This window comes from Phyllobacterium myrsinacearum, from assembly GCF_014138285.1.
GTDB lineage: Bacteria > Pseudomonadota > Alphaproteobacteria > Rhizobiales > Rhizobiaceae > Phyllobacterium > Phyllobacterium myrsinacearum_A.
Genome location: NZ_JACGXN010000005.1, coordinates 290690 through 314760 on the forward strand (window position 1 = coordinate 290690; position 24071 = coordinate 314760).

Below are 24071 nucleotides of genomic sequence, written 5' to 3' on the forward strand. Positions count from 1 at the left end.
AGATCAAAGAAATTTTACTAAGACTGGAATCAGCCATGACTTCCGAACTTCGTGACGCTGCACCACAGCCCAAGGTAGGGGCCATGATCCGGGCACGCCGGCGTCAATTGCAGATGACATTGCAGGAAATCTGCGACGCTGCGGGCATCTCCGTCGGGTATCTCAGCCAGGTCGAACGTGATCATGCCACACCGTCGCTGGGAACGCTTGCGCAGATTGCACGCAGCCTCGACGTCGGGGTGGATTATTTTATCGCCACACCCACGGCGGAAGATGCGCTGACCCGCCAGGGCGAGCGGCAGAAGTTTTCGGTCGATGGTTCCTCCATTGTCTACGAACAGATCGCTGCGGATTTTGCCGGGAACGTCCTCTCGTCCGTCATCATGCACATACCGGCAGGTTATCGTTCCGAAACGGTTAGCCACGAAGGCGAAGAAATCCTCTACGTGCTTGAGGGTGCCATCACCCACAGGCTCGATGACGAGGAAGTGGTGATATCGGCCGGGGACAGTCTGCATTTTCGCGGCAATCGGCCCCATGCCTGGTGGAATGACACCGATAAAACGGCGCGGGTTCTATGGACTGGGACATTGCCCGTGTTCCGGCCCCGGCTCTAAAACCTTCAACAAAAAAACCCAACAACAAGAACAATCCAGAGGAGAATGAAGAATGAAACTGTTCAAGGCGGCACTGCTGGCCGCTTCCATGATCGCATCGGCAGCGCCGCCCACCCATGCGGCAACACCGGGTAATGCACTTGTTGTGGCCCAGAATATCGACGATATCGTCAGTATCGATCCGGCCGAGGCCTACGAGTTTACGTCAGGTGAATATGTGACGCAGACCTATGACCGCCTGGTGCAATATGATGCGCCCGACGTGAAGACACTGGCGCCGGGTCTGGCGACCGAATGGGTGGTCGATGATGCCGCCAAGACTATTGCCTTCACGCTGCGGGACGGCGTGAAATTCACATCCGGCAACCCGTTGCGTGCGGAAGATGTGGTCTATTCCTGGAAGCGTGTCATCGGTCTCAACAAGGCTCCTGCATTCATCCTCGCACAGCTTGGCTGGACGCCGGAAAATATCGACAAGATGGTCACCGCATCGGGCAACAAGGTCGTCGTCAAATATGATGGGGATTTCTCGTCCGCCTTTGTGTTGAACGTGCTTGCCGCCCGCCCGGCCTCGATCATCGATGCCGTGACGGTGCAGGGCCACGAAGCCAATGGCGACATGGGCAATGGCTGGCTAAAGGCGAATTCAGCCGGTACAGGCCCCTTTGTCCTGAAAGCATTCCGTCCGGCCGAGATCATCAACCTTGCGGGCAATCCGAACTATTTTGCCGGAGCACCGGCGATGAAATCAGTCATCATCCGCCATGTGGCTGAAGCAGCGACCCAGCAGCTGCTGCTCGAATCCGGCGATGTGGACATTGCCAAGAACCTGACGCCGGATCAGGTCGCCAGCCTTTCGACCAAGGGTACGGTCAATGTGGAGACCTATCCGCAGGCGGCCGTGCATTTCCTCAGCCTGAACCAGAAGGATGAGGCGCTGACCAACCCGGCAATCTGGGAAGCCGCGCGCTACCTTGTCAATTACAAGGGTATGACGGACTCGTTCCTCAAGGGGCAAATGCAGGTGCATCAGGCTTTCTGGCCAGCGGGTTTTCCCGGATCGCTGGATGACACGCCCTATACATATGATCCTGCCAAGGCGAAGAAAATCCTTGCCGATGCGGGTGTCAAGACACCGATCAATGTCACGCTTGATGTGATCAACTCGACGCCGTTTACCGACATGGCTCAGTCGCTGCAGGCGGGCTTTGCAGAGGCAGGGATCAACTTCAACATTATTCCGGGGACGGGCAGCCAGGTCATCACCAAATACCGTGCCCGCACCCATGAAGCCATGCTGCTCTATTGGGGTCCAGATTTCATGGACCCGGATTCAAACGCCAAGGCGTTTGCCTTCAACGAGGACAATTCGGACGGCAATTACCAGTCGACAACCACATGGCGCAACGGCTGGGCGGTACCTGCAGAACTCAATGCCGAAACAAAGGCGGCGCGCGCGGAAGCCGACCAGTCCAAGCGCAACCAAATGTATGTTGATTTGCAGAAGCAGGTGCAGGCGAAATCGCCCATCATTGTCATGTTCCAGGCGGCAACACAGGTTGCGCTCGCCAAGAATGTTTCGGGCTATGTGAACGGTGCAACCTCGGATTTCGTCTTCTACCGCCTCGTGAAGAAGAACTGACCGGAACTCTTTAAAGGTCGCCCGCATCGCCGGGCGGCCAATATTCGTCCTCCATAACAACGGGAATAATGAAATGTCTGAACTTCGGATGGCGCGCCTGCGGGAGCGCATGGCTGAAACCGGAACCGATCTTGTCGTCGTCGGTCCTTCCTCGCACATGGTCTGGCTTGCCGGGCTCTCGCCCCATGGGGACGAACGGCCGGTCATGCTGTTTGTCGGCAAGGATCACGCCGGGATACTGATGCCGTCTCTCAATGCCGACAGTTCGCGCCAGCATACGGATCTGCCTTTCTATCCATGGACGGATGGTGAGGGTCCTGATACGGCACTTGCTGCCGTGCTGAAAGATGTGGTGGGGACAAAACAGGGTATCAGGATCGCGCTTGACGAGACGATGCGCGCGGATTTTGCCCTGCTCGTGATCGATGCGCTGCCGGGTGCCACCCGCACCTTCCTCAACGACACTGTCGGCTATCTGCGCGCCCGCAAGGACGACGCGGAATATGCCGCGCTCAAGGCCAATGCGCTCATCAATGACGGTGCGATGCGTGCTGCTTTCGCCGCGTTGAAGCCCGGTGTGACCGAGCTCGAGATTGCCGGTGTTGTCAGGGATTACTACAAGGCAAACAATGCCAAGCCGGAATTCACCAGCGTCTGTTTCGGTGAAAATGGTGCGTATCCGCACCATCACACCGGTGAGCGCGTGCTGAAGGCCAACGAAGCTGTGTTGATCGACATTGGCGGGCGCAGTGATGGCTATCCGAGCGACATGACCCGAGTTGCCGTCTGCGGTGAAACGCCTGAAGATTTCGACAAGGTGCATGCGGTTCTCGATGCGGCCGTCAAGGCGGCGCTGGCCGCGGCCAAGCCCGGTGTTGCCGCCAAGGAAGTCGACAAAGCAGCGCGCGATGTCATCACGCAGGCGGGCTACGGCGAATACTTCCTGCACCGGACCGGCCATGGCATGGGGATCGACGTTCACGAGCCGCCCTATATCACCGCGACATCCGAGGCTATTCTTGAAGACGGGCATGTGTTCTCGATCGAGCCGGGGATTTACCTCAACGGCAAGTTTGGCCTTCGCCTCGAGGAGATTGTCATCATGCGCGGCAACAGGGCAGAAGTGCTGTCGGAATTGCCGAGAGCCGCTTTCAAGGCTTGATCCATCGCAATATGGACGGCCGTTTCGGGCGCGAAGCGGCCGTCCACATACTTTTGGCGATGTGTCTTAATGTAGCATTGCACAATTTGAGTGCATGCGCAAAATTGAGGCATGTCCGCACCGCTTTCGATCATGGTCTTTGACGAAAACCGCATCCGCGCTTCCATTATCGAAGAGGGTTTGCGGGAGGCGGGGCATGATCGTGTGGTTGTTCTGCATGATATCGCTGGTCTTGCCCGGCAGATCGAGCAGATTCAACCCGATGTGATCGTGATCGATATCGAGACCCCCAACCGTGACATGCTGGAGCATCTGTTCCAGCTCAGCCGTTCCGTGCGCAAGCCGATCGCCATGTTTGTCGACAGCTCCGATACGTCGTCCATCGAGGCTGCCGTGGATGCCGGCGTTTCCGCCTATGTCGTTGACGGTTTGAAAAAGGAACGCGTCAAACCCATTCTCGATATGGCGGTCAGCCGCTTCAAGGCGTTCAGCCGCCTGCAACAGGAACTGGCCGAGGCAAAAAGCGCTCTGGAAGAGCGCAAGGTCATCGAGCGCGCCAAGGGGATTTTGATGAAATCGCGCAGGATATCGGAAGGCGAGGCTTATGCGCTGCTGCGACAGACAGCCATGAACGAGAAGAAGAAGCTTTCCGACATTGCACAAAGCGTCGTCATGGCCGCTGCCATGCTTGGAAGCTAGAAAGAGAGGTTGGCCGTGAGTTTTATCCGGATGGACAATGGCCAGGGCATGGGAGGTGGCCTTGCGGCGCCATCGGCGGTCCGCAGCGAAGGTGCCCGCGTTGTCAGGGCCGGATTCATTCCTCTTGTCGATGCTTCCGTTCTCATCGCGGCGGCCGAGTTCGGATTTGCGGCGCGCGAAGGCATTCAGCTTGAGCTTGTGAAGGATGTTTCCTGGGCCAATATCCGGGATCGGTTGGCCTTCCGGCAGTTTGATGTCGCTCACATGCTGGCGCCCATGCCGGTCGCGTCCGCCTTGGGACTCGGGTCAAACCCTTCGCCTGTCGTCACGCCTTTCACGCTTGGCCGGGGCGGCAATGCCATCACCTTGTCGGTTAACCTGTATCGCCGTATGCAGGCGCTTGCAGATTTGGCCGGGGATGAGGGTGCGCTTGCCAATGCCGAAGCCCTGAAGCTGGTGATTGACGACATAAAGGTGCGGGGCGAGCCATTGCCTGTGCTCGGTACGACCTATCCGTTTTCATCGCATAATTATGAGCTGCGCTATTGGTTGGCGGCTGGCGGCATCCACCCGGATCGCGATGTCAAGCTGGTGGTCGTACCACCGCCAATGACATCGGATGCCCTGTCGGCCGGAGCCATCGATGGCTTCTGCGTGGGCGCGCCATGGAACATGGTGGCCGTTGCCCGCGAAGTTGGAAGAATTGTTGCCGTCAAGGAAGATATCTGGCCGTCCAGCCCGGAGAAGGTCATTGGCGTGCGTCCGGAATGGGCAGACAAAAATAGTGAAACACTGGCGAGGCTTATCGTTGCGCTGGATCGAGCAGCTGCGTGGTGCGATGTGCCGGATAATCGCCGCGCGCTGGCGCAGGTTCTGGCCGAGCCGCGTTATATCGATGCGCCGGAGGACATCCTGCACCGGGTTCTGCTGGGCAAGTTCACCACCGATCCGGACGGGCACGAGCGAACGGTCCCCGACTATTTTTCATTCCATCGCGATGGTGCAAACTTCCCGTGGGTCAGTCAGGCGCAATGGATATTCAGCCAGATGATCCGATGGGGACAGGTCGAGCATTCCCGGGAAAAACAGGAGAGGGTCGCGACCGCCTTCCGCCCTGATCTATACCGCAATGCGCTCGGACCCCGCCTGGACATACCGTCAGACGATATGCGTGTGGAGGGTGGCGATCGCGAAGACGGGTTTATTGACGGGGCCATATTCGATCCCCGTGATATCCCGGCCTATCTCAGGGGATTTCATGTCCACAATCTTGAAAATCCGGTCCCAACCCGGGACGAAACCTGATGAGCAGAATTTGTGCTCTGCACAATAATTGAGCTGATTTGATTGCTGGTCTGCTTATTTCAGCTGCGCCTCTCTTCAATTGAGTTCAGCAAAAATATCGGAGATACAAAAATACGTATTGATTACAGTGACTTATAATTATATGCCGCAATTGGCACATTTATTGCTTTTATAAGAATTGTTCCGTCAACGAAGACAGGAACCGCGAGCATCGCCATCGGATGCTTTCAAAGACACAGACGTCGCTTGGACGAGTTCATTCACCAGACAGGGTGAATGCACTTCATCCAGCGGCGTTTTTTTATGGCTCAAGCTGCACCAGAAGCAGCGCTGCAAAAGGGGAATTGCGATGAAGATGATTTTGCCGACAGGCCTGACAAGACGAACGCTTCTGCGCACAGGCGGCACCCTGGCGCTGCTGGCCGCGGCAAAGGCTGCGCTTCCGGGCGGCGCCTATGCAGCCGGCGCCGGACCGGAGACCACCACGGCGACACTCGGGTTTATCGCGCTGACGGATGCGTCGCCCCTGATCGTCGCCAAGGAGAGGGGCCTTTTTGCCAAACACGGCATGCCGGATGTCGAGGTGGTCAAGCAGGCGTCATGGGGGACAACGCGGGATAATCTTGTTCTCGGTTCTGCAGGCAACGGCATTGACGGCGCGCATATTCTGACGCCGATGCCCTATCTCATCAGCACCGGCAAGGTTACCCAGAACAATCAGCCCCTGCCGATGGTCATTCTCGCGCGCCTCAATCTGGACGCGCAGGGTATTTCGGTTGGCTCGGCCTATGCCGGTCTGAAGGCCGGGGTCAATTCGGGTGTTTTGAAGGAAGCCTTTGCCAAGAAGAAGGCGGAAGGCAACGCCGCAAAGGCGGCGATGACTTTCCCCGGCGGCACACATGATCTGTGGATCCGCTATTGGCTCGCCGCCGGTGGGATCGACCCTGACAAGGACGTGGAAACCATCGTCGTTCCGCCACCGCAGATGGTTGCCAATATGAAGGTCGGCACCATGGATTGCTTCTGTGTCGGTGAACCCTGGAATGCACAGCTCGTCAATCAGGGCATCGGCTATACCGCAGCCAATACCGCTGAAATCTGGGCCAAGCACCCGGAAAAGTCCTTCGCCATGCGTGCCGATTGGGTGGAGAAAAACCCGAATGCCACCAAGGCACTGCTCATGGCTGTAATGGAGGCCCAGCAATGGGCGGACGATCTCGCCAACAAGGATGAACTGGCTGCAATGGTCGGCAAGCGTGCGTGGTTCAATGTACCGGCAACAGATATCGCCGGGCGGTTGAAGGGCGATTACGACTATGGTTCGGGACGTGTCGAGACAGCCAGCCCGCATCTGATGAAGTTCTGGCGCGATCACACGTCCTATCCTTTCCAGAGCCACGAAAAATGGTTCCTGACCGAGAATATCCGCTGGGGCAAATTTGCGCCGGACACGGATATTGCCGCGCTGGTCAGCAGGGTAAACCGCGAAGACATCTGGCGTGAAGCCGCCAAGGAACTTGGCGTTGCCGCAGCCGATATTCCGGCTTCGACATCACGCGGTCCGGAAACCTTCTTTGATGGCAAGGTGTTCGATCCGGACGCCCCGCAAACCTATCTCGCCAGCCTTGAAATCAAACGTTTTGCTTGAGGAAACCGGCATGACAGCCAGCCCCGTTCCCATCCGTTCGAATAAAAAGCCCCCGGTGGCAAAAATCATGACGCTTTCCGTCCCGCCGAAGACAGGTTCACCCCGCCGCTTTCCGCAATGGCTCACCTCCCTGGCGGCGCATGTGGTGCCGCCTGTCATCACTTTGGTCTTCCTGCTGGTGCTGTGGGAAATCCTCTGTTCTTCGCCGACGTCAAGTGTTCCGCCGCCCACGCGGGTTGTTTCGGAAACATGGGAGCTGATCGCGCATCCGTTCTATGTCGGGCAGGGCGTCGATCAGGGGCTGTTCTGGCACATTCTAGCCAGCCTGAAGCGGGTGGCACTGGGCTATTGTCTCGCGGCTGTTGCGGGCATTGCGCTGGGTACACTCGTGGGGCAAAGCGAGTGGGCAATGCGCGGGCTCGACCCGATCTTTCAGGTGCTGCGCACGGTGCCGCCACTTGCTTGGTTGCCCCTGTCGCTGGCCGCATTCAAGGACGGTAATCCCTCCGCGATCTTTGTGATTTTCATCACCGCCATCTGGCCGATCATCATCAACACGGCCGTAGGCATTCGCAATATTCCGCAGGATTATCAGAATGTTGCGCGGGTGCTGCGCCTCAATCAGTTCGAATATTTCACCAAGATCATGATCCCCGCCGCCGCGCCCTATATTTTCACCGGCCTGCGCATCGGTATCGGCCTGTCGTGGCTCGCCATCGTGGCTGCCGAGATGCTGATCGGCGGCGTCGGCATCGGGTTCTTCATCTGGGACGCGTGGAACTCCTCGCGCATCAGCGACATCATTCTGGCCCTGATCTATGTCGGCATCGTCGGCTACCTGCTCGACCGCGCCATCGCCTTCATTGCCCGGGCCGTTACCCGCAACACCGCAAGCGCTTGAGGAAGCTATCATGTCGAAACCCTATCTCTCCCTGGAACAGATTGACATGGTGTTCAGCCGTGGCGGCACCAGCACACAGGTTCTCAATCAGGTCTCGCTCAATGTTGAGAAAGGCGAGTTCATCTCGATCATCGGGCATTCCGGTTGCGGAAAATCGACTTTGCTGAACATCGTGGCCGGACTGACGCAGGCGACGCGGGGCGTGGTGTTTCTCGAAGGCAATGTCGTTGATACACCGGGACCCGACCGAGCGGTGGTATTCCAGAACCATTCCCTGCTGCCGTGGCTGACGGTCTACGAGAACGTCAAGCTGGCGGTCGACAAGGTCTTCTCATCCAGCAAAAGCCGGGTGGAACGGCATGAATGGACCATGCGCAATCTCGAGTTGGTGCAGATGGTGCATGCGAGGGACAAGCGTCCATCAGAAGTCTCCGGCGGCATGAAGCAGCGCGTCGGCATTGCCCGGGCGCTGGCGATGGAACCCAAGGTGCTGTTGCTGGACGAGCCGTTTGGTGCGCTGGATGCGCTGACCCGCGCACATCTGCAGGATCAGGTGATGCAGATTCACACGGAGCTTGCCAATACCGTGCTGATGATCACCCACGATGTCGATGAAGCCGTGCTGCTCTCTGACCGTATTGTCATGATGACCAATGGTCCTTCCGCCAGAATCGGCGAAATCCTTGACGTGCCGCTGGATCGCCCGCGCCGCCGCATCGAACTTGCCGCCGATGCCACCTACATCCGCTGCCGCTCGTCCGTCTTGAAGTTCCTTTACGAGCGCCACCGTCTTGTGGAGGCCGCATAAGATGGAAACAGCAGCGAAAAAACAGAAACTCGTTGTCATCGGCAATGGCATGGCGCCGGGCAGGGCGCTGGAACATCTCTTCGAGATGGCGCCTGAGACCTATGACGTGACCATTTTCAATGCCGAGCCGCGTGTCAATTACGACCGGATCATGCTGTCGCCGGTTTTGTCAGGCGAAAAGGAATTCGAGGAAATCATCATCCACGGTGATGGCTGGTACATCAAGCACGGTATCACGCTCTACAAGGGTCACAAGATTATCGGGATTGACCGGCAGGCAAAGACTGTCACCTCCGATGCCGGAACGATTGAAAGCTACGATAAGCTTTTGATCGCGACGGGTTCAGTTCCCTTCGTTCTGCCTGTTCCCGGCAATAACCTGCCGGGCGTTCTGACCTATCGCGATCTTGACGATGTGAATGCCATGCTGCTTGCGGCCCAGTCTCGGGCGAAAGCCGTGGTGATCGGCGGCGGATTGCTGGGTCTGGAAGCGGCTGCCGGTCTGAAATCACGCGGCATGGATGTGACAGTACTCCATATCATGCCGACCCTGATGGAGCGCCAGCTTGATCCCGCCGCTGGATATCTCCTCGAACAGGCGGTGGAGCAGCGCGGTATCCGCGTGATGACCAAAGCCAGCACCAAGGAGATACTCGGCCAGAACAAGGTTGAAGGCGTTCTGCTTGCCGATGGCACAACATTGCCTGCGGATCTGGTGGTCATGGCGGCGGGTATCCGTCCCAACGCCATGCTCGCGAAGGAGGCTGGCCTTGAAACCAATCGCGGTATTGTTGTCAATGCGGGTATGCAAACCTCTGATCCCGATATTTTCGCCATCGGCGAGTGCGCAGAGGTCGCCGGACAATGCTACGGGCTTGTCGCACCGCTCTATGAGATGGCGCGGGTGGTGTCGGCGCAACTGGCTGATGATGCGGATGCAAAATTCGTTCACAGCGAGACACCGACCAAGCTGAAAGTCACTGGCATCAATCTGTTTTCGGTCGGCGATCTGGGCGAGGGCGACGACCGGCAGGAGATTGTCCTTCGTGATGCCGCCGCCGGTGTCTACAAGCGGCTTGTGCTCAAGGATGACCGCATCATCGGCACGGTGCTTTACGGCGAAACATCCGATGGCGCCTGGTTCCATGATCTTACCAAGAAGCGCACCGACATTTCGGAGATGCGTGACACATTGATTTTCGGCCAGTCCTATCAGGGAGGGTCCCCGCTGGACCCTATGGCGGCCGTTGCAGCCTTGCCAGATGATGCGGAAATCTGCGGCTGCAACGGCATATGCAAGGGTAAGATCACCGGTGCCATATCAGGCAAGGGGCTGACCTCGCTGGATGATGTGCGCGTCCATACCAAGGCTTCCGCCTCGTGCGGAAGTTGTACCGGGCTGGTGGAGCAGCTGCTGGTGCTCACCCTCGGCGATTCCTACAATCCATCGGCGGTAACGCCCATGTGCAGTTGCACCGATCTCGGTCATGATGATGTCCGCCGGCTGATCAAGGCGAAGAAGCTCAAGTCCATTCCGGCTGTCATGCAGGAGCTCGAATGGAAGACATCGTGCGGCTGCGCCAAGTGCCGCCCGGCTCTGAACTACTATCTCGTTGCCGACTGGCCGGATGAGTATGCTGACGATTACCAGTCGCGTTTCATCAACGAGCGGGTACACGCCAATATCCAGAAGGACGGAACCTACTCCGTGGTACCGCGCATGTGGGGCGGCGTCACCAATTCAAAGGAATTGCGGGCGATCGCCGATGTGGTCGACAAATTCGCCATTCCGGCCGTCAAAGTCACCGGCGGTCAGCGTATCGACATGCTCGGCATCAAAAAGGAAGACCTGCCTGCCGTCTGGGCCGATCTCGGCAAGGCCGGGTTCGTCTCGGGGCAGGCCTATGCCAAGGGGCTGCGCACGGTGAAGACCTGCGTAGGGACTGACTGGTGCCGGTTCGGCACCCAGGATTCGACGGGGCTCGGCATTCGCATCGAGAAGTTCATGTGGGGGTCGTGGACACCCGCAAAGGTCAAGATGGCCGTATCAGGCTGTCCGCGCAATTGCGCCGAAGCCACCTGCAAGGATGTCGGGATCATCTGTGTCGATTCCGGATATGAAATCCATTTCGCCGGGGCGGCGGGTCTGGATATCAAGGGGACGGAAGTTTTGGGCCTGGTGAAGACCGAGGACGAGGCGCTCGAACACGTGGTGGCTTTGACGCAGATGTACCGGGAACAGGGCCGCTATCTCGAACGGATCTACAAATGGGCCAAGCGTGTCGGCCTCGACGAAATCCGCCGCCAGATCATGCAGGACGAGGTGAAGCGCCGTGGTTATTTCGACCGCTTTGTCTTCAGCCAGACCTTCGCGCAGGTCGATCCGTGGTCCGAGCGGGTTTCCGGTGTCGACAAGCACGAATTCCAGCCGATGGCCAAAATCGGCTACCAGCAGGCAGCGGAGTAGAATGATGAACTGGATTGAGATCGGGACAATCAATGACATTCCGCGCCGTGGCGCCCGCTGTGTGAACACACCGCACGGCAAGATTGCAGTTTTCAGGACCATGGAAGACCAGATATTTGCAATCGATGATCACTGTCCGCACAAAGGCGGGCCGCTCAGTCAGGGTATCGTCCATGGCGCTGCAGTGACCTGTCCTCTGCACAACTGGGTTATCTCGCTGGAGACGGGCAAGGCACTTGGGGCAGACGAGGGCAGTGTGAAGACCATCGCGATCCGGCTGGATGGCGACCGGATTCTGGCACTGCTTGAACTGGCCACCGTGGCCGCAGAGTAGAGCGGCATGGATAATCCGGCGCTTTCTCCCGATACGGTTCGCACCACCTGTCCCTATTGCGGCGTCGGATGCGGCGTGCTTGCAACACCCGGCGATGACGGTACGGTTGCCATAGCAGGCGACCCGGATCATCCGGCCAATTTCGGGCGTCTCTGCTCCAAGGGGTCGGCACTCGGTGAAACGGTTCATCTGGACGGCCGGCTGCTTGAGCCGCAGATCGACGGCAGGGCGGCGAGCTGGGACAGTGCGCTTGATCTTGTCGCCAGCCGTTTCAGCACGGCGATCAGGGAACACGGCCCGGATAGTGTTGCCTTCTATGTTTCGGGCCAGCTTTTGACGGAAGACTACTACGTTGCCAACAAGCTGATGAAAGGTTTCATCGGCTCGGCAAACATCGATACCAATTCGCGGCTGTGCATGTCCTCTTCGGTGGCGGGGCACATGCGTGCCTTCGGGTCAGACACTGTTCCGGGAACCTATGAAGATCTGGAACTCGCTGATCTCATCGTGCTGACCGGCTCCAATCTCGCCTGGTGCCATCCCGTGCTTTATCAGCGGATTGCAGCTGCCAAGGTAAAGCGTCCGCAGATGCGCGTCGTCCTGATCGATCCGCGTCGCACCATGACCGCCGATATCGCTGATATGCATCTGCAGATCCGACCGGACGCGGATACGGCACTGTTTGTCGGCCTGCTCGGGTTTCTGGCGGAGCAGAGCGCTTTGAATAAAGCCTATATCGCTCAATATACGACAGGTTTTGAGGCTGCTTTGGCGATTGCCAGTCCATGTGATCTAGAAACAATCTCCATTAAAACCGGGATTGCGCCTGACCAGTTGCTTGCCTTTTTCACGTTGTTTGCCCGGACAGAACGATGCGTGACGGTCTACAGCCAAGGCGTCAATCAGTCGGCATCGGGCACAGACAAGGTCAACGCAATCATCAATTGCCATCTGGCAACGGGCCGCATCGGCCGTCCCGGCATGGGACCGTTCTCGGTCACCGGGCAGCCCAATGCCATGGGCGGGCGTGAAGTCGGCGGGCTCGCCAATATGCTGGCGAGCCATATGCAGATCGAGAATGCCGGGCACCGGAGGCTGGTTCAGGATTTCTGGGCCTCCCCGACCATGGCAACAAAGGCGGGGCTGAAGGCGGTCGATCTCTTCAAGGCGGTTGGTGATGGCAGGATCAAGGCCCTGTGGATCATGGCGACCAACCCTGCCGATTCCATGCCGGAAGCCGATCTCGTGGCGAAGGCGCTGAAGACGTGCCCGTTTGTCGTGGTCTCCGACATCAATGCAAATACTGATACAACCGCCTATGCCCACGTGCTGCTTCCCGCTGCCGGATGGGGCGAAAAGGACGGAACGGTCACCAACTCGGAACGGCGTATCAGCCGGCAACGGCCATTTCTGACTCTGCCCGGCGAGGCAAAACCGGACTGGTGGATCATCACCGAAGTGGCAAAGCGCATGGGCTTTGCCACGGCATTCGCCTATCAGAACCCCGCACAGATCTTTGCCGAACACGCCGCTCTGTCAGGAACGGAGAATGATGGCAGCCGTGATTTCAATATAGCTGCCCATGCAGCCATATCTGCGACCGGCTATGACGCCCTCTCACCGTTTCAATGGCCGCAAAGCCAGCGCAGTGGTTCATCAGGCGGGCGCTTTTTTGCTGGCGGCGCCTTCTTCACCCCTGATCGCAGGGCACGGTTCATTGCGGTTCATCCGGTCGATACAGTCACAATCGATCAACGGTTCACGCTGAACACCGGGCGTGTGCGCGATCACTGGCATACGATGACGCGCACAGGAAAGAGCGCGCGTCTGTCCGCCCATTTCGCCGAACCTTTTGCGGAGATTCATCCGCTTGATGCCGCCGAGCGGGGAATTGCCGATGCAAGCCTCGTCAAGCTGCACAACGATCATGGGAACATCATTGTCCGGGCGCTGCTGACGGACAGGCAGATCAGGGGCAGCGTGTTCGTGCCCATGCACTGGACCAACCAGTTTTCCGGTAGTGCCCGCGTCGACATACTGGTGACATCACGGACCGATCCGGTTTCCGGCCAGCCCGCACTGAAGATGGCAAAGGTGGATATCCGGCCCTTTGAGGCAGCCTGGTACGGCTTTGCTGTGTTGCGCAACAAGCCACCCACGATGACCACGGATTACTGGGCACTTGCCAGGACGAATGATGGTTACCGCATCGAATTGGCCGGTCTTCGGGATGTGGATGATCGGGCGGCCTTTGCCGAAGCGCTTTTCGGTTGCGGCGAGGGCGCGCCGCTGCTGCGTTATCACGATGAAAAGAATGGCCAGCATCGCATGGCTGTCTTTGCCGGTGACGGCCTGATCGGCGCGCTTTACATCGGCCGGCAGCCCGTCGCCGTTTCGCGCAGTTGGGCCAGCGAGCAACTGTCGCAAAGCTTTTCAGCCGCGCAGAGCCGTTTCCAGCTTCTTGCGGGAAGACCGGGCAAGGATATGCCTGACAAGGGCGCGATTGTCTGTTCCTGTTTTTCCGTCGGCCGCAATGAGATTGCCAGCGCTGCACGCGGTGGCTGCCAGACCGTTGTAGCTATTGGTGAAGCTTTGAAGGCGGGGACGAATTGCGGTTCATGCCGCGCCGAGATCAGGGGGATTGTCGATGCAAATCTTGTCCAGGCCGCAGAATAGTCCGAGCCCCGGAAGCATTGGACCACTGGCCGTCCTGCCGGTATTTTTCAACCTTCAGGGCAAGCGCGGCGTGGTCGCCGGCGGAACAGCCGCCGCCGCATGGAAAGCCGAGTTGCTGGCGGCCGCCGGAGCAGACGTTCACGTTTACGCTGACGCAGTGAGCGAGGAAATGTCTGCGCTGGTCGCTGCGGGAACCTGTTTTCATCATGCGCATGGATGGTCGGAAGGGGATTTGCAAGGTGCTGACATCGCGGTTGCCGATACGGCGACGGAACAGGACGCGGATGCATTCCTGCAGGCGGCCGTGAAAGCTGGCGTGCCGTGCAACGTGATCGACAAACCAGCATTCTGCCAGTTTCAGTTTGGCTCCATCGTCAATCGCTCGCCCGTGGTGATCGGCATATCGACCGATGGCGCCGCGCCCATTCTGGGGCAGGCGATACGGCGGCGGGTCGAGACGATCCTGCCCGCATCATTGGCAGTATGGGCGCAACTGGCGAAACAATTGCGTGGCCATATTACGGAGGTCCTCCAACCCGGCCACCGGAGAAGGCTGTTCTGGGAGGATTTCGTCAATCGCGCCTTTGATACTGGCCCGTTGCCCGATGAGGCGGACAAACTGGTGGCAAGGGCCATGGTGATCGCCAATGACCGGAATGCGCGAACGGGCACGGTGACTGTCATTCCGGTCGGGAGTGATGACCCCGAGCTCCTGACACTCAAAGCCATGCGTCTGCTGCAAATGGCCGATATGATCTTTTACGGCAGGAATGTTCCGCCTGCCATCTTGCAGATGGCGCGGCGGGAGGCCAGGTGCATTCCCCTGACCGATGAACCGTTTCATGATGCCGCGGCACAGCGTTTTTGTGCTGATGGCAAGAACGCCGTTGTTCTTCAACGCACCTAGACTGCATCCCGATCGAGTTCCGGGTAATGACGGAAAATGCCTGACTCATTGAAGGGAATACGCCGCGACGACGCGAGATATCGGGCAATGTTAGGCCTTTCCTGAACCCGATCATGCAACGCCACCAGCAGGGGATACTGACGAGCGAACAATTGCGTGGCGCGGGGAAAGGCGTATCTCAGCCCTTCGATCACCTGAAAGAGCGAGAGATCGACATAGCTCAGCCTGTTGCCGACACTGTGCTTGTCGCCAGCCGGATTGTTCGAAAGGGTCCGCTCGAAATAGCCGAGATATTTGGGAATGCGATGGTCGATGAAGCTGATCGAGCGCGCCTTTGCTGCTTCTTTCTGATCTTCGTAATAAAGCTCGGTCGCGATCGGGTGATGCGTATCGTGCACTTCGCAGACAAAGTCGGTGATGGTCAGTTGCAGGCCGTTGGCGGCATAACGCAGTCCCTCATCCTCAGGGGCGAGACCGAGTTTGGGCCCGAGATAGAACAGAATATTGGCCACGTGCGAAACAAGCAGTTCGCCGTCCTTCAGAAAAGGCGGTGCGAACGGCGTGTGCAAATCACCCGCGTCTTTCAGCATCCGCATCATTGCCGATGTACCGCGTCCGGGACCGGACTCCCGGGTGATGTCGATATAGGCGGCACCGGCTTCCTCCAGCGCCAGCCGGATAAACTCGCCGCGCCCCTGTAATCCGTCCCAGTAATAGAGTTCATAAGGCATTGCTGGTTTCTCCATTTTTCTGATTGGAAGCCTCCGCGGTTTCCGCGATCAGCCAATCCATAAACGCCTGAATGGCCGGTGCGATCCCGTCTTTTTTGGGTGTCACCAGCCAGTGGGAGGTTCTGGTGGAGGTGATCGTTTCCGGGAACGGCTGCACCAGACGCCCGGTCCGCACGTGGTCACGGATGAGCAGCATGCGGCCGATGGCAATGCCCTGACCGTCCAGTGCCGCCTGCAAGGTGATGTTGTAGTCGGTTAACTGAATAGTACGGGCGGGGGACAGATCGAGACCCACGGCATCGGCCCAGATCTGCCAGTCGACGGGCTTCTTTGCGAACAGCAATGTGTGGCGCAGCAAATCCTGCGGGGTCTCGATGGCTTTGTCCGATTGCAGGAGTGCCGGGCTGATAACGGGGCTGAGCTGTTCGGCCATGAGCAGTCGCGCATCGACCCCGGGCCAGTTTCCGTCGCCATAGCGGATGGCAATATCGGCCTCCCCACCGGCAATGTCAGCCGTGCGCAGGGTGGGATCGAGTTCAAGATCGATATCGGGGCGCAGCGATTGAAATCTGTGCAGGCGTGAGACAAGCCAGTTGGCGGCAAAGGAGGGCAGCAGGCTGATGCGGACGACATTGCGCCTGCTCCTGCCGCGCAATTCCGCTGTGGCGGCGCCGATGAGGCGAAATGCATCGGTGGTATGCGCAAGATACGCCTCACCTTCAGGTGTCAGGATGATGCTGCGCGGCTTGCGGACGAACAGCGGCAGACCGAGAAACTCTTCCAGCTGGCGCATATGATGACTGACGGCGCTTTGTGTGATGAGGAGTTCTTCGCCCGCCCGGCGAAAGCTCATCAGCCGTGCAACAGCCTCGAAGGCTCTCAAGGCCTGCAGTGGCGGCAAGGTGCTGGAAGAGCGCATTTGGCCTCATGCTTTCACGAGCGTTGGTGGGTCGGTTATCAGGATATCGGGCTTTTCTGACATTAGCCAGATCGATCAGTGACATCGGTGTTTTGAATTGGACCTGCCGGTCCGTGCGGCCGATGATGCCGGCACATTCAGTTGGAGATGATGATGTCAGCCACAATAGCAGAAAAGCTTGCAACCCTTGGCCACGAACTGCCGGTCCCATCCGTGCCTGTTGCCAATTATGTATCGGTCGTCCGTGCGGGCAACCTGTTGAGCATATCAGGGCAGATCAGCCGTATCGATGACGAGAACGCCGTCCTGGGTGTTGTCGGTGCATCTGTTTCACTTGATGACGGCCGCAGGGCAGCCGAAATCGCAGCGATCAACGTGCTGTCGCAGATTGCAGCTGCAACGGACGGGACGATTTCAGGCGTGCGCCGCATCGTTCGCCTCGGCGTCTTTGTAGCGGCGACGCCTGACTTTACCCAGCATCCGCAGGTGGCCAATGGCGCATCGGATCTGATGGTTGCCGTGTTTGGCGATGCGGGGCGCCACAGCCGTGCGGCTGTCGGCGTCAGCTCATTGCCGCGCGGTGTTGCGGTTGAAGTGGATGCATTGGTCGAGCTGGAGGGCTGACCGTGACGCAAGCGCTCGATATTGAACAGCTGCGCTCGGAGACGCCGGGCTGTGCCATCAGCACCCACTTCAACCATTCGGGCTCTTCGCTACCGTCGAACACGGTACTGGCTGTTGTGACGGAGCATCTCCAACGTGAATCGCTCTATGGCCCGATGGAAGCCGCGGCTAACGCGGCAAGCCAGATCGATGAGGCGAGGGCGGATGCCGCCGGTCTCATCTGCGCCACGCCTGCCGAGATTGCTTTCTCCAGCAGCGGTTCCGCCGCCTGGGGCTTGGCCTTCGCCGCTTTGCCTCCGCTTGTTGCGGGTGACCGCATTCTGGTTGGCCGTCAGGAATGGGGCGGCAATCTGTCGACGATGCAGGCGGCAGCCAAACGGGCTGGCGCGCGTGTCGAGACCATCCCTGTGAATGAAGACGGCAGTGTGGATGCCAATGCACTGGCTGCCATGATCGATGACCGTGTTCGCCTTGTCGCCTTGACGTGGCTTCCTGCCAATGGCGGGCTCATCAACGATGCTGCTGCAATCGGCAAGGTGACAAAAGCCGCGGGCATTCCCTATTTCATCGATGCGGCGCAGGCGCTCGGTCAACTCCCTGTGGACGTCAGCGCCATCGGCTGTGACATGCTCAAGGGGTCAGGCCGGAAGTTTCTGCGCGGCCCGCGCGGCGCGGCCATCCTGTATCTGCGCAAAGCATTTCTCGAAAACCTCGAACCAGCTTATCTCGATGTCCTTTCCTCAACATGGGGCGAAGACGGACCAAATGTGCGGAGCGATGCGCAACGTTTTGAGACGAGTGAAAAGCCCATCGCCCTGCTGTTGGGGCTGGGAGCAGCACTGAAACACGCGCGAAGCCTCGGCGTGGAGGCAATCCGCCACCGGATCAGGGAGCTTTCCGGGCAATTGCGCGATCAGCTGGGTGCTATTCCCGGGGTGACAATTCACGATCTCGGGACCGAGAAATCGGGATTGGTCTCCTTTACTGTGGCGGGCATGGCGCCGCAGACTATTCGCAGCAAACTTGCGGAAAAGCGGATTACAATTGCTGCAAATGGGATACCTTACACGCCGCTTGATATGATGGCGCGCGGCCTCAACGAGGTTGCGCGTGCTTCGGTAAGCTATCTGAACACAACGGATGAAATTGACCGTCTTTGCGACAATGTTGCTGCTCTTGTACAGCAGGCTGCTTGACGGAACGAAGGACAGATGAGGACAGAATGGATCTTGGAATCAGGGGTAAGCGGGCAATCGTCTGCGCGAGTTCAAAAGGGCTTGGTCGCGGTGTAGCTGAGAAGCTGGCGGAAGCAGGTGTCGACCTGACGTTGAATGCCCGCACTGAAGCGGTGCTGCGCGAGACGGCCAAAGAGATCGCTGATACCTATGGCGTCAAGGTGCAGATCGTTGCGACTGATGTGACGACAGAGCAGGGTCGCAAGGAGCTTCTGGCTGCTGAACCGCAGCCGGACATTCTGGTCAACAATGCCGGTGGTCCGCCGGCCGGTCTCTGGTCAGACTGGCATGAAGAAGAATGGTTGAAGGCGGTCAATGCCAACATGCTGACGCCGATCTACCTGATGAATGCGATCCTGCCCGGCATGATCGAACGCAAATGGGGCCGTGTGGTCAATATCACGTCCGGTTCGGTGAAATCCCCTATTGCCCAGCTCGGCCTGTCGAATGCCGCCCGCAGCGGTCTCACCGGCTTTGTCGCCGGCACCGCGCGGCAGGTGGCGCGTCATGGTGTGATCATCAACAATCTGTTGCCGGGCTCGCATGAGACCGACCGGATCAAAGGCCTTTTGGAAAAGACTTCGGAAACGAAGGGCATCTCCATCGAACAGGCCCGTGCTGAAGCCCACGCCGCCAATCCAACCGGCCGCTTCGGCACAAAGGAAGAGTTCGGTGCTGCGGCCGCGTTCCTGTGCAGCCAGTATTCCGGCTTCATTGTCGGGCAGAACCTCTTGCTCGACGGCGGCGCCTTCAACTCAACACTGGGCTAATTCCAGTAAAATCACGGGATGGGCGCGAGGAACGCCCGTTTCCGGCTGCTCAAGCGTTTGACGAGACAATGCGATTGCGGCCAGAATTCTTTGCCTCATACAGCAATGTGTCGGCACGGCTCAGCAGGATATCGAGCGCTTGCGGGCTCTCTCGATGAGCGAATGTCAGGCCGCCACTGACCGTGATCGAGAGACCATCCGCATCAGGACCAGCCGCGTTGTGAACCGGATCAAAGGTGGAGGAGGGTTCTGACCTTGTTCCTGTCTGCGACGATGCCGAAACGGCGCGCTTGACAAGCAATGATTGAATACAGTCAATCTCGGATTCTGATCCGAATATTTCCCACGAATGCGAGACACGACAAAATGAGTTCTTCTCCAGTTCAGACCAGTCTTACTCCGACTCTCATCCGCTTTATCCTCGCTTTCATACTGTGTGTGATTGTCGTGCAGGTGGCGATTGTGTTGCTGAACCTCAAAATGCCCAGTGCCATGGGGATTATTACGCTGGTCGCCGCCCTTGCTCCGGCTTTTGATCTGTTCGCAAGAACGACGGGCCGGGTGATGACATCAGGCGAAAAAGTACGATTTTCACTCAGTGTGGCGATCATTACACTTGTTATCAACATTGCAACGCTGCTGGTTTTTACCTACCTCGCAATGGGGTCTATCAGCCTCGCCAATATAACCAGCTACCTCGGGCTTGGACAGATTGATCCGTTTTTCGTCACGCTTCTCGTGGGCCTCGGGCTGGTGATTGCATTCGTCATTACCTATTTCAGCGCGGGTTTTATGGGACGCGGCGCCCTGAAGCGGCTTGCCAAGGCTAAATGAGGCAGTATCCGCCGTTTAAAATGGACTTGGGTACGTTAGAATCGTAAAGTTCGGCGCAGAGCCATGAGACGGGGAACAACATTGGCTATCGACCGCGTTGCACGCAAACTGGTTGCTATACTGGCAATCGATATGGTCAGCTATTCCAGTCATATGGAGACGGATGAGGCGGCAACGATCGCACGCCTGCGCCTGCATCGACAGCAGTTGATTGATCCCGTTTTGCACGACCATAACGGTCGTATCGTCAAAACCACGGGTGATGGACTGCTTGTCGAGTTTGGCAGTGTCGTCGATGCGGTCGAGAGCGCCGTTCTGATCCAGCGGGCAGTGGCGGAGGCCGAGATGAGCGTTCCGAAAGATCAGCGCATCCAGTATCGGGCGGGCATCAATATCGGCGATATCGTTATTGATGGCGACGATATATTCGGGGATGGCGTCAACATCGCGGCCAGAATGGAAGCACTGGCCGAACCTGGGGGCATATCGATCACCGCCAATGTGTTTGAACAGGTCGCGGGCAAGGTGGCCTTCACCTTTGAAGATCTTGGCGAGCGGCAGGTCAAGAACATCAAGAAGCGGATTCGTGTCTACCGGGTGGTGCTGGAGATCATGGCTGGTGCCAAGCGGTCTGCAACCCGTGATCCGGTGGCAGAGGATGCCGCCAAGCCGGCGATTGCGGTGCTGCCCTTCCAGGATATGAGCGCCGACAAGGATCAGGAATATTTTGCCGACGGGATCGCGGAAGACATCATTACGGGTCTCGCGCGCAATCAGGCTTTCTTCGTCATCGCCCGCAATTCCTCGTTCACCTACCGGGGCGGAGCCGTGGACATCAAGCAGGTCGCCGGGGAACTCGGCGTGCGTTATGTCCTGGAGGGCAGTGTCCGGCGCAGCGGTGCCCGGGTGCGGATCACCGCGCAGCTGATTGATGCTGCCACGGGCAATCACATCTGGGCTGATCAGTTCGACCGCCAAATGGATGATATCTTTGCGGTTCAGGACGATATCACAGCCAGTATTGTCGGCGTCGTTACCCCCGAACTCATTGGCGCGGAAATGAAGCGCGCCCGCCGGAAAGATCCTGCCAGCCTGAACGCCTGGGACTATGCGATGCGTGCCAGCTGGCATGCCTGGCGCTGGACGCGGGAAGACAGCGCGGCAGCCAAGGACTTTGCGCTGAAGGCCATAGCCATTGATCCGGGTCTGGCAAGGGCGCGCGTGGTTTACGCCATGTGCCAGATTGTCGACGTTCTCTACGCATGGAGTCCGAACCCTGCGGCATCCATGGCTGAAGCGCAGGAAATGGCGCGGATAGCGGTGGACGTCGATGAAAGGGATGCTGAGGCGCATACGATCCTCGGTTCGGTCGGGCTGTTCATGCGGCGTTTCGACGATGCCCGCCGCTGTCTGGAAACGGCGATTGACCTTAATCCCAATCTGGCATTCGCGCGGATGTGGGGCGGGGGGTATTACGCGCTTGCCGGCGAGAGCGACAATGCGCGGGAAACCCTGAAGATGGCCATACGGCTGAGTCCACGAGATCCAGCCAATTACTGGACGTTCGCCTTCTTTGGCATGGCCGAGTTTGCCGACGGACATTTCGACGCTGCCGCGGAATGGGCGCGCAAGGCTTTGCACATGAACTACAATTTTCCGACTGGCCACCGGGTGCTTCTGGCGGCACTGGGAGAGATGGGCGATGCCGATGCGATGCGTAGCGCGCTGGATGGGCTTTTGAGCGTTGCTCCCGAAACCACCATTGCCCTGACGCGCACTGGGGTTCCCTGGAAAAAACCCGAACATCTGCAACGCTATCTCGATGCCTTGCGCAAGGCGGGATTGCCCGAGGGATAGCACCCCGAGCAACCGGACCCGTGCAATGTGAACGCGCGGTGCAATGGCGCCCGGTCAGGACGACAGTGCTTCCTGCATCTCGGTCTGTGTTGGCGGCTTGCGGCCCGCTTCGCGTGACACCGGAATGAGCCAGGTCGTGGCAAAGGTGAGGATGGCCACCGCGAACACACCCCAGAAACTCCAATGCAAGGCGGAATGAAACACGAAACGGATATCGGGGTTCGCCGACAGGCTGGACAGACCTGTTGGCTGATTGATCACCTCGTGCAGCTTGTTGGCCAGATCACCGCTGCCAAAATGTGTAATGCCTATGTTGAGTATGGCGCCGAGTGTCGTTGCACCGAGCGTGTTGCCGAGGCTGCGCGAGAAGATGATCGATGCGGTGGCGCTGCCACGCATGGACCACTCAACGCTTTCCTGCACCAGTACCATGCTGGTCAGGCTGATCAGCCCCATGCCGAAGCCCATGAGGAACGAACCGATACCCGCATAGATCGGACTGCTTTCCGGCGTGAGGAACAGCAGGAACGATGCCCCGATTGGAAACATCAGGCTTCCCACACGCAATGTGGTACGGATTCCGAATGCCCGGAAGAAACGGCTGGCAAGCATGACGGCCAAGGGCCAGCCGACAATCAGCATAGTCAGTGTGAATCCGGCAACGAGGGGTGAGCGACCGAGTACGCCCTGTACATAGATCGGCAGAATTGTCGTCAAGCCGATCAGTGCCATGCCGGCAAGAAGCGTCGCTATGTTGCTCGTCGCGACAAGACGGCGGCTCCAGAGTGCAATCGAAATGATTGGCTCCGGCGCACGGCGTTCCTGCAGGAAGAAGAGAACTCCGGTCACGACAAATACCGCAGCCAGCGATACCAATATCCATAGATCGGCCTCTGTCTCGGTCAGGATAACCATCAGAGAGACAATGGATATCGAAAACAGAATGGTGCCGAGATAATCAATCTTGGCTTTCCGGGGTTCAATCTTCTCGTGCAGGAAAAGCGTGAAACCAATGATCGTCAGCAGGCCGATGGGAAGGTTGATCCAGAAAATCCACGCCCAGGAAAAGTGATCCACGATCAGCCCGCCGGCAAGAGGACCCGTCACGGCGGAAATCGCCCAGACGCTGGCAAGCACGCCCTGAACTTTGGCGCGCTCTTCAAGTTTATAGAGGTCGCCGACGATGGTCATCGTCACCGGCTGGATGGCTCCGGCACCAAGGCCCTGCAACAGGCGGAACGCGATCAGCGATGTCATCGACCAGGCGAACCCGGCCAGTGCCGAGCCGGCAAGGAAAATAACGATACCGCCGATGAGCATTGGTTTGCGGCCGAAAATATCGGACAGTTTGCCGTAGATGACGGTTGTCGTCGACTGTGCCAGCAGGAACGCGGAGAATACCCAGCTGTAATAGGTGAAGCCGCCGAGCTGCCCGACGATTCGCGGCATGGCGGTGGCAACAATTGTGGCTTCAATTGCCACCATGAATGTTGCCAGCATAATCGAGGCAATAATCAACGGACGCTTCGAACGATCGACGGATTGAGACATTTTGTTTGTTCTGGCTTTCCACTCGCCGGGACAGTGGTTGCGGGGTCATTGAAGACCGCCGGGCGAGCTTTATATTCTGTGGGGTCGGAATCTTGAGGCGGCAAGGGCTGAAGAAGTGCGGCTTGCGCAGCGCAGTTCAACTCCTCGGATAGTCAGATGTCAATCGTTTGATGACAACATTGCCGCTGCCCATCATCACGTTTGCATGAAATATCAGGAACGATCCGCAAAGCCGCAGATGCCAATCTCAGTTCCATAAGCTATCTTATGCGATTTATGCACCGGCAAAGGTGGGTTCAAGGATGAAGTGCGACTTGCAATAGATAACAATGGTTTATCCAATGCAAGGAACCGCCCGTGGAACGCACCTACTCCCAGATTGAC

General features: G+C 58.2%; 21 protein-coding genes. 17 read left to right on the top strand and 4 right to left on the bottom strand.

Translation table 11 applies throughout. The features are described 5' to 3' along the window. The first annotated feature begins 35 nt into the window (after positions 1-35). The 12 genes from FHW16_RS17510 to FHW16_RS17565 all read left to right on the top strand — a co-directional run bounded on the left by FHW16_RS17510 (position 36) and on the right by FHW16_RS17565 (position 15166). Positions 36-617, top strand: coding sequence for a helix-turn-helix domain-containing protein (locus FHW16_RS17510; protein ID WP_182550514.1), 582 nt, complete (start codon positions 36-38; stop codon positions 615-617). 52 nt (positions 618-669) lie between these two features. Then, positions 670-2259: an ABC transporter substrate-binding protein gene (locus FHW16_RS17515; RefSeq protein ID WP_182550515.1), complete on the top strand. Its 1590-nt coding sequence runs from the start codon at positions 670-672 to the stop codon at positions 2257-2259. Between the two features lie 73 nt (positions 2260-2332). Further along, positions 2333-3421, top strand: a complete 1089-nt coding sequence (locus tag FHW16_RS17520) for a M24 family metallopeptidase (protein WP_246711817.1) — start codon at positions 2333-2335, stop codon at positions 3419-3421. A 111-nt stretch (positions 3422-3532) separates the two neighbouring features. Continuing rightward, a complete protein-coding gene (locus FHW16_RS17525) occupies positions 3533-4120 on the top strand; it encodes an ANTAR domain-containing response regulator (protein ID WP_182550516.1) in 588 nt (195 codons plus the stop codon). A gap of 30 nt (positions 4121-4150) precedes the next feature. Then, the gene (locus FHW16_RS17530) at positions 4151-5425 is read left to right on the top strand and encodes a CmpA/NrtA family ABC transporter substrate-binding protein (RefSeq protein ID WP_182550566.1); all 1275 of its coding nucleotides are present in this window, start codon (positions 4151-4153) and stop codon (positions 5423-5425) included. Positions 5426-5774: 349 nt separating this feature from the next. Next, complete coding sequence (locus FHW16_RS17535) at positions 5775-7073, top strand: CmpA/NrtA family ABC transporter substrate-binding protein (protein WP_182550517.1); 1299 nt, start codon at positions 5775-5777, stop codon at positions 7071-7073. Positions 7074-7083: 10 nt separating this feature from the next. Continuing rightward, positions 7084-7974 carry a nitrate ABC transporter permease gene (gene ntrB, locus FHW16_RS17540; protein ID WP_182550518.1) on the top strand — a complete coding sequence of 297 codons (891 nt, stop codon included), beginning with the start codon at positions 7084-7086 and terminating at the stop codon, positions 7972-7974. 10 nt (positions 7975-7984) lie between these two features. After that, on the top strand, positions 7985-8782 hold the full coding sequence (locus FHW16_RS17545; RefSeq protein WP_182550519.1) for an ABC transporter ATP-binding protein: 798 nt from the start codon (positions 7985-7987) through the stop codon (positions 8780-8782). Between the two features lies 1 nt (position 8783). Next, complete coding sequence (gene nirB / locus FHW16_RS17550; protein WP_182550520.1) at positions 8784-11249, top strand: nitrite reductase large subunit NirB; 2466 nt, start codon at positions 8784-8786, stop codon at positions 11247-11249. A 4-nt stretch (positions 11250-11253) separates the two neighbouring features. Beyond that, positions 11254-11583 (top strand): nitrite reductase small subunit NirD, encoded by a 330-nt coding sequence (gene nirD / locus FHW16_RS17555; RefSeq protein ID WP_182550521.1) that lies wholly within the window; start codon positions 11254-11256, stop codon positions 11581-11583. A 6-nt stretch (positions 11584-11589) separates the two neighbouring features. Then, positions 11590-14259 (top strand): nitrate reductase, encoded by a 2670-nt coding sequence (locus tag FHW16_RS17560; RefSeq protein ID WP_182550522.1) that lies wholly within the window; start codon positions 11590-11592, stop codon positions 14257-14259. Continuing rightward, the gene (locus FHW16_RS17565; protein ID WP_182550524.1) at positions 14231-15166 is read left to right on the top strand and encodes an NAD(P)-dependent oxidoreductase; all 936 of its coding nucleotides are present in this window, start codon (positions 14231-14233) and stop codon (positions 15164-15166) included. Before FHW16_RS17560 ends, FHW16_RS17565 begins: the two co-directional genes overlap by 29 nt. Here FHW16_RS17565 and FHW16_RS17570 read toward each other — a convergent pair. Next, positions 15163-15897 carry a glutathione S-transferase gene (locus FHW16_RS17570; protein ID WP_182550526.1) on the bottom strand — a complete coding sequence of 245 codons (735 nt, stop codon included), beginning with the start codon at positions 15895-15897 and terminating at the stop codon, positions 15163-15165. The genes FHW16_RS17565 and FHW16_RS17570 overlap by 4 nt on opposite strands. Further along, complete coding sequence (gcvA, locus tag FHW16_RS17575; protein WP_182550527.1) at positions 15887-16816, bottom strand: transcriptional regulator GcvA; 930 nt, start codon at positions 16814-16816, stop codon at positions 15887-15889. The genes FHW16_RS17570 and gcvA overlap by 11 nt, the downstream gene beginning before the upstream one ends. A 153-nt stretch (positions 16817-16969) precedes the next feature. Here gcvA and FHW16_RS17580 point away from each other — a divergent pair, with 153 nt between their 5' ends. From FHW16_RS17580 to FHW16_RS17590, 3 genes are read left to right on the top strand one after another with little or no spacing between them, the layout of a single operon-like run. After that, positions 16970-17440, top strand: coding sequence for a RidA family protein (locus FHW16_RS17580; RefSeq protein WP_182550529.1), 471 nt, complete (start codon positions 16970-16972; stop codon positions 17438-17440). A 2-nt stretch (positions 17441-17442) separates the two neighbouring features. Next, positions 17443-18636, top strand: a complete 1194-nt coding sequence (locus tag FHW16_RS17585; protein WP_182550531.1) for an aminotransferase class V-fold PLP-dependent enzyme — start codon at positions 17443-17445, stop codon at positions 18634-18636. A gap of 26 nt (positions 18637-18662) precedes the next feature. Beyond that, complete coding sequence (locus tag FHW16_RS17590) at positions 18663-19445, top strand: SDR family oxidoreductase (protein WP_182550533.1); 783 nt, start codon at positions 18663-18665, stop codon at positions 19443-19445. A 49-nt stretch (positions 19446-19494) separates the two neighbouring features. Here the strand turns inward: FHW16_RS17590 and FHW16_RS17595 are convergent, their stop codons facing one another. Beyond that, a complete protein-coding gene (locus tag FHW16_RS17595) occupies positions 19495-19746 on the bottom strand; it encodes a hypothetical protein (RefSeq protein WP_246711818.1) in 252 nt (83 codons plus the stop codon). A 65-nt stretch (positions 19747-19811) separates the two neighbouring features. On the opposite strand from FHW16_RS17595, the gene FHW16_RS17600 reads away from it, so the two are divergent. Together FHW16_RS17600 and FHW16_RS17605 are read left to right on the top strand one after the other, a co-directional pair. Beyond that, positions 19812-20279 carry an ABZJ_00895 family protein gene (locus FHW16_RS17600; protein ID WP_182550535.1) on the top strand — a complete coding sequence of 156 codons (468 nt, stop codon included), beginning with the start codon at positions 19812-19814 and terminating at the stop codon, positions 20277-20279. A gap of 63 nt (positions 20280-20342) precedes the next feature. Further along, the gene (locus tag FHW16_RS17605; RefSeq protein ID WP_182550536.1) at positions 20343-22136 is read left to right on the top strand and encodes an adenylate/guanylate cyclase domain-containing protein; all 1794 of its coding nucleotides are present in this window, start codon (positions 20343-20345) and stop codon (positions 22134-22136) included. Positions 22137-22190: 54 nt separating this feature from the next. On the opposite strand, the gene FHW16_RS17610 is transcribed toward FHW16_RS17605, so the two are convergent. Further along, on the bottom strand, positions 22191-23687 hold the full coding sequence (locus FHW16_RS17610; protein ID WP_182550538.1) for an MDR family MFS transporter: 1497 nt from the start codon (positions 23685-23687) through the stop codon (positions 22191-22193). Between the last annotated feature and the right edge of the window lie 384 nt (positions 23688-24071).